At 62.6% G+C, this 10,365-nt stretch carries 9 protein-coding genes; 6 read left to right on the top strand and 3 right to left on the bottom strand.

Annotation, left to right across the window (positions count from 1 at the left end):
- The coding region (locus tag VNH11_30085; GenBank protein HVA50634.1) for a gfo/Idh/MocA family oxidoreductase at window positions 1-891 on the top strand (891 nt) is incomplete at its 5' end.
- A 173-nt stretch (window positions 892-1,064) separates the two neighbouring features.
- Window positions 1,065-2,504 carry a N,N-dimethylformamidase beta subunit family domain-containing protein gene (locus tag VNH11_30080; GenBank protein HVA50633.1) on the top strand — a complete coding sequence of 480 codons (1,440 nt, stop codon included), beginning with the start codon at window positions 1,065-1,067 and terminating at the stop codon, window positions 2,502-2,504.
- Window positions 2,505-3,495: 991 nt separating this feature from the next.
- Here VNH11_30080 and VNH11_30075 read toward each other — a convergent pair.
- Window positions 3,496-3,651 carry a hypothetical protein gene (locus VNH11_30075; GenBank protein HVA50632.1) on the bottom strand — a complete coding sequence of 52 codons (156 nt, stop codon included), beginning with the start codon at window positions 3,649-3,651 and terminating at the stop codon, window positions 3,496-3,498.
- A gap of 367 nt (window positions 3,652-4,018) precedes the next feature.
- Between VNH11_30075 and VNH11_30070 the strand changes: the two genes are divergently transcribed.
- Window positions 4,019-4,771 (top strand): FadR/GntR family transcriptional regulator, encoded by a 753-nt coding sequence (locus tag VNH11_30070; protein HVA50631.1) that lies wholly within the window; start codon window positions 4,019-4,021, stop codon window positions 4,769-4,771.
- A gap of 303 nt (window positions 4,772-5,074) precedes the next feature.
- On the opposite strand, the gene VNH11_30065 is transcribed toward VNH11_30070, so the two are convergent.
- Together VNH11_30065 and VNH11_30060 are read right to left on the bottom strand one after the other, a co-directional pair.
- Window positions 5,075-5,407 (bottom strand): iron-sulfur cluster assembly accessory protein, encoded by a 333-nt coding sequence (locus tag VNH11_30065; GenBank protein HVA50630.1) that lies wholly within the window; start codon window positions 5,405-5,407, stop codon window positions 5,075-5,077.
- Window positions 5,408-5,536: 129 nt separating this feature from the next.
- Complete coding sequence (locus VNH11_30060) at window positions 5,537-6,730, bottom strand: aminotransferase class V-fold PLP-dependent enzyme (GenBank protein ID HVA50629.1); 1,194 nt, start codon at window positions 6,728-6,730, stop codon at window positions 5,537-5,539.
- Between the two features lie 261 nt (window positions 6,731-6,991).
- Between VNH11_30060 and VNH11_30055 the strand changes: the two genes are divergently transcribed.
- From VNH11_30055 to VNH11_30045, 3 genes are all read left to right on the top strand, one after another.
- Window positions 6,992-7,366, top strand: a complete 375-nt coding sequence (locus VNH11_30055) for a hypothetical protein (GenBank protein HVA50628.1) — start codon at window positions 6,992-6,994, stop codon at window positions 7,364-7,366.
- Between the two features lie 234 nt (window positions 7,367-7,600).
- Window positions 7,601-8,047 carry a response regulator gene (locus tag VNH11_30050; GenBank protein HVA50627.1) on the top strand — a complete coding sequence of 149 codons (447 nt, stop codon included), beginning with the start codon at window positions 7,601-7,603 and terminating at the stop codon, window positions 8,045-8,047.
- Between the two features lie 465 nt (window positions 8,048-8,512).
- Complete coding sequence (locus VNH11_30045; GenBank protein ID HVA50626.1) at window positions 8,513-9,886, top strand: phospholipase D family protein; 1,374 nt, start codon at window positions 8,513-8,515, stop codon at window positions 9,884-9,886.
- The last annotated feature ends 479 nt before the right edge of the window (window positions 9,887-10,365 follow it).

Below are 10,365 nucleotides of genomic sequence, written 5' to 3'. Positions count from 1 at the left end.
GCGCGGCTGATAGCCCAACTGGCCGCCGAGAAAAAAGTCGCCACGCAGATGGGCACGCAGAACCACGAGCATCCGGGCTATTTGCGGCTGGTGGAATTGATTCAGTCGGGCGCCATCGGCGCCGTGCGTGAAGTACACGTCATCACCGACCGGCCGGGCAGTTTTTGGCAACAGGGGCTCGAACGGCCGACCGACGCGCCGCCGGTTCCCAAAAGCTTACACTGGGATTTGTGGCTCGGCCCGGCAGCCGAGCGGCCTTACAACCCCGCGTACGTGCCGTTCCGCTGGCGCGGCTGGTGGGATTTCGGTTGCGGGGCGATCGGCGACATGGCGATTCATCTGATGGACCCGGCCTTCTGGGCGCTCAAGCTTGGCGGGCCGGTCAAGGTCACATCGAAGGGCCCGCCGCCGCACGCGGAAAGCGGCCCGACCTGGATGGAATCGCACTTCGAGTTCGGCCCGCGCGACGGCCTGCCGCCTTGCCAAGTCGTTTGGTACGAAGGCACAGTCAAGCCGCAGCCCGAGAGTGCCGCCTTGCTGCCGATGAACGGCTCGCTGTTCATCGGCGACGAAGGCAAGATCGCCATCGAGCACGGGCAGATGCCAAAACTGCTGCCCGAAGAAAAGTTCGCCGCCTTCGAAGGCCCCGAGCCCTCGCTGCCGCGTTCGCCCGGTCATCACCAGCAATGGATCGAAGCCTGCAAGACCGGCGGACGCGCGGGGAGCAACTTCGCCTACGCCGGCCCGTTCACGGAGATCGTGCTGTTGGGCAACGTGGCTTACCGCGTCGGCAAGCCGATCACTTACGATCCCGCGTCGGTGAAAATCACCGACGTGCCCGAGGCCAACCGGTTCCTGGGCAAAGAGTATCGCAAAGGCTGGGAAGTCTGAGGCGACAGCGGCGAGCCGGAGGCGTCAGCCTCCGTGTCGTACCACGGCATCCATCGCAGTCGCCGTCGTGCATGCGTTCGGCGTGCAACGCGAAGGCCTATGCCGCAGAGGAATCACGAAAGCGCGAAAGAACGAAAGAGGAAGGCCAGATGCGTTTAATGAGGTTCGCAGTCGTGACAGATCGGGTATTCATTTCCTTCGCGGTGCTGCTGGCATTGGCCGCGATGACTCGCGCCGACGAGCCGCAGCCGGTCACGCGGTCGCTGTATGTCGAAGGCTATACGGATCAGCTCAGTTATGCGCCGGGCGACACGGTCGAGTTCCACGTCTCCGCGACGGCGCCCAAGTGGTCGCTGGAAATCTCGCGGCTGGGGGCGAAGACCGAAACGGTTTTCAAGCAGGAAAACCTAGCGGGCGCCGCCTACCCGGTTCCGGCCAATGCTTCGTCGCACGGCTGCGGCTGGCCGGCATCGTTTACGCTGAAGATTCCTTCGGATTGGCGCAGCGGCTATTACGACGCAGTGCTGCGCGTAGCCGATGGCGGCGGCGAGTTCACCGAGCGCAACCGCCGCACGGCCGAGTCACGGCTGTTTTTCGTCGTTCGTTCGGCTCAGCCGGGAAAGAATTCCAAGATTCTGTTGCAATTGGCCACGAACACGTACAACGCCTACAACAATTGGGGCGGGCATAGCCTGTACGCCTTTCACGCCCGCAACAAGCTGCAAGGCACGCGAGTTTCGTTCGATCGCCCGCTGGCCGGGCAGTTTCGCACCTGGGAGTTGCCGTTCGTGGCCTGGGCCGAGCGTAACGGCATTGCCCTCGAATACGCGGTCAACTCCGATCTCGAATTTCGCCCCGAGTTGCTCAAGCAGTATAAGCTGGTGCTCAGCGTCGGCCACGATGAATATTGGTCCACGCCGATGCGCGATCATCTGGAAGCTTATATCGGCGCGGGCGGCAACGTGGCCTTCTTCAGCGGCAACACTTGCTGCTGGCAGGTGCGCAGCGAGGCCGAGGGCCGGCAGCTTGTCAGTTACAAGCAGGCGTTCAATCTCGATCCGCTGTTTCCCAGCGGCAAGCGGCGGCTGTTGGCCACGCTTTGGAGCCATCACCTCGTAGCCCGGCCGGAGAACCAACTGACCGGCGTGGGCTTTCTGCACGGCGGCTATCATCGCAGCCACGGCCAATACATGGACGGCGCGGCGGCGTTTACCGTGCATCGCCCCGAGCATTGGGTCTTCGCCGGCTCGGGGCTGAAGGCCGGCGAAAGCTTCGGCGGCAAGAACACGATCGTGGGCTACGAGTGCGACGGCTGCGAGTTCGAGTTGCAAGACGGCTTGCCGACCCCGACGCATCGCGACGGCACGCCCGAGACGTTCGCGATTCTCGGCACATGCCCTGCCCGCTGGCATCCCGATGACGCGCTGTGGTACGACCGCTTTCCACGCGACAAAACGGGCGCCCCGGCCGAAGGCCACGCCGTGATGGGCGTCTACACGCGCGGCGGCTCCGTTTTTACCGTTGGCACGACCGACTGGGCACACGGCCTGGCCGGCGACGACCCGGCCGTCGAGCGGATCACGCGGAACGTGCTCGAGCGGTTTTCGAAGTAGCTCTTGGCATCCGAAGCGTCAGCCACTGAAATGCCGGAGTATTTCCTGCTTCTGCGGTGATGGGACATCTCGCCGAAGCCTCCGATCTCGGTCGCTGCAAGATTCCGGCCTTCTTGACGCGCGATCGGCTATATACTGCTGTGTTAATGCGTGAACCGTTTCAGGCAACATTACTGAGGCCAACAATGGTTCGCCAAAGGTCCACGCTCAAGCAGTTTTCGATTGTCGCTACGGCTCTTTGCCTCACCTTGGGTACGTTCGGCATCTGCGGAATATCATGGAGTCCACGAATATCCATTGCGCCTGCAAAGGTGGGGCAGCGGATAGCGGTTCGGGTTCAGTATCCTCCTTGGCACGGTCGCAGGTTCGCGCTTTGGATATGTCCTAGCGGGACCTATGATTGGTGGGGAGATGGCGAGCGAGACACGGGAGTCGCGGGCCTCGCAACGCGCAAATGGCACGGCGGCTATTATTCCGAAGCGCAGTTGGGCCCGGTCCTCGCGCCGGGTGATTATGACGTCTATCTGACGTATGAAATTGCCCCGCCAATTGATGCTGAAGATCATACTCCGGCGTACGGTAAGATAACCGTGGCGGAGTGAGTCCTGTCCGTTCAGGATTGCCGGCGCTAAGCGATTAAGGCCGCGTTTTTTCGCTGCTTGTCCAGGCATGCCGCCGAATTCCGAAGACATTGCTCCAATCGCGCAAGCAATCTTCGTTGCGTCGCTTCCAACTTGCGGACCATGATCAGCAGCGGTTCGTCCGGCGGCGACGCAGGCAGGAACTCGAAGCTGCCTTGCCGATTCGCCCCAAGTGCTTTTTTGTCCATGAGTTGCAACCTTAAGTGGGAGGCGTTCTCGAGTTGACGTTCGCCGCAGATTCGCGTTCACTTCAAGTAACGTCGAAAATGGCCCGAGGCGCGCGCAGCAGCGGATGCGACTGGGGTTGTTCGACGGGCGAGACGCCGGGCGCCGGATTGCGCCGCGGGGCTTCATTGCCGCGGCAATTTCGCCTTTTTCAGGCACTGCTCGGAGCTGCGAATGCTCTTGTCGAGTTGTTGCAAGAGCCGGCGTTGGGTCTTTTTGAGTTCCAGCGTTTTGGCACGGAGAGAATCGGCTTCGACGGCTTTTTTGCGATTGGGCGACATCGAAATCCTGCATGAGCGGTCCACTCAAGTCGACGACATCCTCAGCGTTCAATCGAATAAAGCATCCGCAGCCCGACATGCTATCCGCCATTCTTTCCAATTCGGTTTCCGGTAAGCGCCTGTCATAATAATTGCAATTAAGAATCTTTTATATATCCAGTTTCTCGGCGGCGCGGTCAGTTAGCGGAAGAGAGCGTCGTTCCAACTACAAATTACCTGTCGTGGAGGCGTCCCGCCTGTGACGAAGCAGGCGTCCCGCCCGCACCACAACTCAGGACGCCGCCCGGCAATGCTCGATTTGTCGCGTGCCGCTGGCTAGGATGAAGTGCATCGCGCCGCAGGCGCATCAACGGTACAGAGGTCGGTCATGTCCCGCGTCGATCGCGTGTCGGAAGTCGTCCAGGCTTTGGAAGATAAGATCCTAAGCGGCGGTCTCAATCCCGGCGATCCGCTGCCCTCGGAGCGAGAGATCAGCACGCAACTGGGGGTCAGCCGCACCGTCGTTCGCGAGGCGATCGGCCGGTTGGCCGGCCTGGGCCTGGTTCGCAGCATCCAAGGTTCGGGCACGCGGGTCGCCGCGCCGAGCGGCCGGCAGATTTCGGTCGGCTATCAGCGTTTGCTGCGCTGGTCGGATTGCCGGTTGGAAGACCTAGCCGCCGTGCGGTTGCCTTTGGAGACGGCCATCGCGGCGTCGGCGGCGATTCATCGCACCGAGGTTCAGCTCGCTTCGCTCGAAGAGACGCAGCAGACTTTGGGAAACCCGGCCAAATCGCTCAAAGCGCACCTCAAGGCCGACCTTGATTTTCACGCGATTCTCGCCGAAGCCACCGGCAACGCGATGTTCCACCTGGTGCTGGCGCCGATTCAGGAATTGCTCATCGAGAGCCGGCGGCAGACGCTGGGCCGCCACGGCGCGGCCCTCGCCCATCGTCACCACGCCGACATTCTGGCCGCCGTCGTAGCCGGCGATGCGCGGCTCGCCAGCCAGGCCATGCGAGAGCATATCGAAGCGAACTTTCAGCACTTGCGTGCAGCGGCGACGAGCGTCGATGCGGTCCTGCTCGGCGATCAGCCGCAGGGTGGCGATACCATTCAGCGGCGCGTCAAGGAATTTCCGTAGGGAACGCCCTGCTATGCGGTTCAGCCGCAAGGCGGCGCAGAATCATCCTGTACCGCCCGTCGAGAAGGTTTCGCGAACCCAGGCTCGGAATGAGCGGATCCACGCCGTCTCGTCGGTCGTCGCTCGCTCTTCGAGGAAGCGATTCAGTCCCGCTATGCGCAATTCCAGCAAATTCCTGCTGCGTTCGGATTCAGCGTACTGTCCTTCGGCCAGCCATCGTCAATCTCGATATGAACATCCCCTCGGCCGCAACGGCGCGCGGCGAGGGGATCGGTGGGTTTCGCGTTTTCTCGCGGCGGCCGATCAGGCCTGGAACGAACTGCCGCAGCCGCAGCTCTTGACCGCGTTGGGGTTGTCGAAGGTGAAGCCGCGCTTCTCCAGGCCTTCGTAGAAGTCGACCGTCGTGCCGTCGAGATACAGCGCGCTCTTCTTGTCGACGACCACCGTCACGCCGTGATAGTCGTACTTGCTGTCGACCTTTTCATCGTAGGTCTTGTCGAAGCCGAGGCTGTATTGAAAGCCGCTGCAGCCGCCGCCCGCCACGCCGACGCGCAGGACCGTGTCCTCGTCGAACTTCTGTTCCTGCATGATCCGCTTGACTTCGTTGGCGGCCTTTTCGCTCAATGCCACTGCCATAGTGCTCTACCACTCCTGAAAAAGGGTGCGTGCTTGCTAAGCCCGGATTTTGACAACCAAGTATGCCTAAATTATACAACTCGCTGGAAAAAGGGAAGCCAGCCGGTCCCGAAACCGCGAAAAAACGCCTCAGGCCAGGCTGCTCAGCTTGCGCAGCCGGACGACCGCCTGGCTGACCGCCTCGATGGCAAACTCGACGTCGTCGGCCGTATTGAACCGGCCCAAGCCGAAGCGCAAGCTGGCCCGCGTCAGATCTTCGCTAAGACCCAAGGCCCGCAGCACATGGCTGGGCTCCGGGTCGGCCGACGTGCAGGCGCTGCCGGAGCTGACCGCCAGCCGCTTCATGCTCATCATCAAGGCCTCGCCGTCGACGTGGGCGAAACTGAGGTTCAAATTGCCGGGCAAGCGCCGGCTGCGGTCGGAAAGGGCCGGCCCGTTGAGCGACACTCCTTCGAGGGCTTTCAACAACCCGGCGCAAAGCCGATCGCGCAGCTCCGCCAGCCGCGTCGCCTCTGCAGGCAGTTCCGCGAGGCAAAGTTCCAGCGCCTTGGCGAAGCCCGCGATGCCCGGCACGTTGAGCGTGCCGCTGCGCAGCCCCCCTTCCTGGCCGCCGCCGTCGATCTGCGGCTGCAAACGGACGGGCGGACTGCGGCGCCGGACGTACAACGCCCCGACCCCCTTGGGGCCGTATATCTTGTGGGCCGAGAAGCTCATCAAATCGATCTGCAATTCCGTCACGTCGACGGGCAGTTTTCCGACGGCTTGCGTGGCGTCGCAGTGCAATAGTACTCCCCGCTGGCGGCAGATGGCGCCGATTTCGGCCAGCGGCTGGATGACGCCGATCTCGTTGTTGGCCAGCATCACCGAGACCAGCGCGGTGTCGTCGCGGATGGCGGCGGCCACTCGCCCCGTGTCGACAAGCCCCGCGCAAGCTTCGCCGACCGGCGCCACCGGCAAGAGCGTGACTTCGAAGCCGCGGCGGCCGAGACGCTCCAGCGGATCGAGCACGGCTTTGTGCTCGGTCGCGAGGCTGATGAAATGATCGCCTTTGCGCTTGCCGCGTTCGGCGACGCCGCGCAACGCGAGATTGTTGCTCTCGGTCGCGCCGCTGGTGAACACGATCTCGCGCGGCTCGGCGCCGATGGCCGCGGCGATCGACTGCCGCGACTCGTCGACGGCGTCCTTGGCCTCCCAGCCCCAGGCATGGCTCACGCTGCGGGCGTTGCCGTAGCGCTGGCTGAAAAACGGCAGCATCGCCTCGACCACGCGCGGATCGACGCGCGTGGTGGCGTGGTTGTCCATGTAAACGCGATCGGCGGGCATCGAGAATGCGCGAACGAACAGAGCTTTTTAAGAGCGGTCAACGCCGCCAACGCGGCGGCGGTTGCCGCCATTATATCAGTCCGGCGAACTGTCCGCTTCGAGCGAGTTGTTTTGCGCAGCCGCTCGAAGGCGGCTGGGCGCTTTTTAAGTTGGCGGGCGGTTAATTCCCAGTTTTTCACAATTTACCAGTAAGTTCGTCTCTTTCCTCGCCCGATATAATCCCAATGGAACTCCTCATGACGGGGCTGCCGGAGCAGGGAAGTGGTCGCACTTGTCCTGTACCTGGCGTGCGGCTCGACGCCAGAGTGCTACGTTGAAGAGCACGTCGACACGATCGCCGTGGTTCACGTCAAAGACGGCGCCGAGCTCGTCTTCTTCTTCGACTTCGTCCAGGGCGAGTGGGTTTGCCTCGATCATCGTTGGCTGGCGGGCGACATGCTGCCGGGCCGCTTGGGCGAACAGTGGACGCTCGCCTGGCACGACGACGGCGATTCGTGCTGGCGGCTGATACTCGCCGATCACTGGTACGAAACTTGGACGGACGAGAGCCCGTTGGCGGCGCAGCACAACCGTCCATGGTTCGCTCGCTTGTTGGCGCCCGGGCTGAAACAGCCCTGTAAACCCGTCCCGCCCTGAGCCCGTAGCGTCCGACGCGTCTTGAACCCGCCGCGTTTTCTCGCAGCGAGCCCTCCCGTCTCTCCGCCGAGCGTGCAAATCGCGTACGGAAAAAAACCGTCCGTTTGCGCAACCGCTACCCCCCTCCCCACGCAAAAGAGTGCTGTACAGACCCAGCGATCCATGCCAAACTAGGTTATTGGGAGAGTCGATCGACGGACCCGATGGTAGAGCGTTTAAAACGAGAGACGGTAAATGTGTAGCCAGACGATTGGTCGCCCGATGGAGATACTGTTGGTCGAAGATGGCCTGGTCGATGCTCGCGTGACGATCGCGGCGCTCCGCAAGGGCCTGATTCAGCACCGCTTGACGCTGATCCGCGATGGCATCGAGGCGATGGAATTTCTTCGCCGAGAGGGTAAGTTTGCCAGGGCGCCCCGTCCTGACCTGATTTTGCTCGATCTCTGCCTGCCCAAGAAAGACGGCCGCGAGGTGCTGGCCGAGGTCAAGGCCGACGACTCGTTGCGATCCATTCCGGTCGTCGTGATGACCAATTCGGACGACGAAGAAGACCGCCTGCAAAGCGAATTGCTCGGCATCGATTGCTTCATCACCAAGCCGGTCGACACCGACAAGTTCTTGACGGTCGTGCGACAGCTCAGGCGGTATCTGCACGCCGACCTGATTCTGCCCTCGGTTTGACGCGGCCCGGAATTCTTGCGCAATCGGCGCGTGGCAATCCCGCCGCCGCGCGCGGGAGGAAAACCTTGCCGATTGCGAGGCGTGCGCCGCGCTAGCGCGTTCGACTCGCCCTTGGCCTCTGCGAAAAAAGTCCGCCGACGCGTCGCGGCCCGATCGCCGAAAAGCCGAACTATCCTCCAGGCTTTTTCCCTCACGCGCGGTCCGTCCGCCGGACCCGGCGGGAATTGCCGAAGGAAACGGACAGGGAAAATCGGCTCAGTGGAACGTCCCAGCGCGATCTTCGGCCGCAACCCATTGAGCCACGGATGAAACACAGATGGATCACGGATGAAAAACAGAGTCGGAAAAACCGTGTCCGATCCGTGTTCGATCCGTGTTCGATCCGTGGCTCGCCCCCGCCAAAATCGCCGCTTGAATCTTCGCGAGACGCGGAGAAATAGAACGTTTGTAGGACGGATGTGGTTCATGCCGCGTTGGTCTCTCGGGGCTTGGTCGTTTGGGGCGCTGGCAATCGTCGTCTCGCTGGCGCGAAGCGCGCCGGCCGACGCGTTTCGACTACTGGCGTCCGACCACGAGGCGGCCCAGGCCCGCGTCGACCTCATCGACCAGGCGACCGTCTCGATCGAGACGTCGTATTATTGGATCGGCAACGACCGGATCGGGGCGATGTTCCTCTCGCGGCTCGAAGCGGCCGCCCGGCGCGGCGTGCGAGTGCGGTTGGTCGTCGACGCCGAACACAACGACGTGCCCCTGGAAGTCGAGGCCCTGCTGATTCGCTCGGGCGTCGAGATCAGGGAATATCACCCGGTCGGTCTGCGTCATCCGCTGTGGATCAACTACCGCATGCACGACAAGACGCTGGTCGTCGACGGCAAGCATCTGATCGTCGGCAGCCGCAATATTCGCGAACCGCATTTCGGCTTGGCCGAGATCAACTTCGTCGATCGCGACGCCTATCTGCGCGGCCCGACGGCCCGGCAGGTGCAAAGGTACTTCGAATGCCTGTGGACCTGCGCCGAAGTTGCGCCGCCCGATCTCGGTCGCCAGCCGCACCGGCGACGCGAGCGCAGCTCGCTCGATTTGACCAAAGTCGGCGTCCGCCAGGTCACCGGCCCGCTCTCGCCGCAGGAGGCGGCCCGACTTTGGCTCGAGGCGGCTAGCGACGTTGCCGTCGGCTGCCAGCCGATTCTCGGCGAGACGGAAACCGATTGGTCGGCCGCCGGCACGCGCCAGACGGAGTGCCTGCGGTTCGTCTTCGATCCGTGCGGGCGCAAGGGACATCCGCGCGGCATCAGCCGGCAACTGATCGACCTCATCGACGGCGCCCGCTCGAGCATCCTGTTCGAAACGCCCTACTTCCTGATGTCGAGCCGCTTGAAACGCGCGCTGGCCGGCGCCATCGCCCGCGGCGTGCAAGTGCGGGTATTGACCAATTCGCTGGAAACGACCGATCACCGCACGCTCACGGCCGGCTTTACCAACCAGAAACAATGCTTTCTGCTGCCGCGCGGCGTCGACGTCTGGGAGTTGGCCGGCGACGATCGTCACTTGCACGCCAAGTCGGCCGTCTTCGACGGCTCGATCGCCTTCGTCGGTTCATACAATTTCGATCCTCGCGCGGAGTATCTCAACACCGAAACGGGCGTCATCATCAATGCCCCGGAGATCGCCGCCTGGGTCGAGTCCTCGATCCGCGACCACATGCGGGGCAGTTATCACATCGGCTCGGACGGCCGCGATCGGGCCGAGGGCAGGCGCTTTCCGGGCGCCTCGGCCGGCCAGATCTTGAACATGGAGCCGTTGCGATTCGTCGCCCCGCTGGTGCGGCGGTGTCTGTAGACGCCGGGGATTACCGCCTCGGTGGTCGTTCGGCCAATCCAAGGGAGATTGCTCGGCTTCTGCAGTCTTCTTTCCGCGCTGCGGTTTACCACATTCACGGCATCGGTCGTGCTTTTGACGACTTGCGTTTTTCCGCAAGCCCGACCGAAAGGCGCCGTGTTTTTGAGCAATCGCTGCGAATTTGCCGAGGCTTTCGACAAACGCTCGCCCGACCGGCTTGCGAGGCCTATTCGCCCGAAAGTACGTGCCGGAACAACGGCATCCAAAGCAGACTGCCAATCGCAATACCTGCGACGAGCCACAAAGCGACTTGAAAGAACACGTTCGGTTGACGTAAGTCCTGATCCTCATTCATCGCTGCCACGTTGCTCCATTTCTGAGTTACCGCCTGCTTTCGTTGTTGAATCCCCGGCGACGGCCTGTGGCGCCGAACTGCGTCACTCCATCGGTCCATCGTCCATGCAATAGGTAGCAATTCG

It is taken from the genome of Pirellulales bacterium (genome assembly GCA_035533075.1).
In the GTDB taxonomy this organism is placed as follows: domain Bacteria; phylum Planctomycetota; class Planctomycetia; order Pirellulales; family JAICIG01; genus DASSFG01.
The sequence above is the reverse complement of the archived record's forward strand: the minus strand, read 5'-3'. Positions and strand labels throughout refer to the sequence as shown.

Bases quoted from the DNA above. Each gene is read 5' to 3' on its own strand.
- VNH11_30070 (HVA50631.1), top strand. From the start codon at position 4,019: ATGTCCCGCGTCGATCGCGTGTCGGAAGTCGTCCAGGCTTTGGAAGAT.
- VNH11_30065 (HVA50630.1), bottom strand. From the start codon at position 5,407: ATGGCAGTGGCATTGAGCGAAAAGGCCGCCAACGAAGTCAAGCGGATC.
- VNH11_30045 (HVA50626.1), top strand. From the start codon at position 8,513: ATGCCGCGTTGGTCTCTCGGGGCTTGGTCGTTTGGGGCGCTGGCAATC.
- VNH11_30075 (HVA50632.1), bottom strand. From the start codon at position 3,651: ATGTCGCCCAATCGCAAAAAAGCCGTCGAAGCCGATTCTCTCCGTGCC.
- VNH11_30050 (HVA50627.1), top strand. From the start codon at position 7,601: ATGTGTAGCCAGACGATTGGTCGCCCGATGGAGATACTGTTGGTCGAA.
- VNH11_30060 (HVA50629.1), bottom strand. From the start codon at position 6,730: ATGCCCGCCGATCGCGTTTACATGGACAACCACGCCACCACGCGCGTC.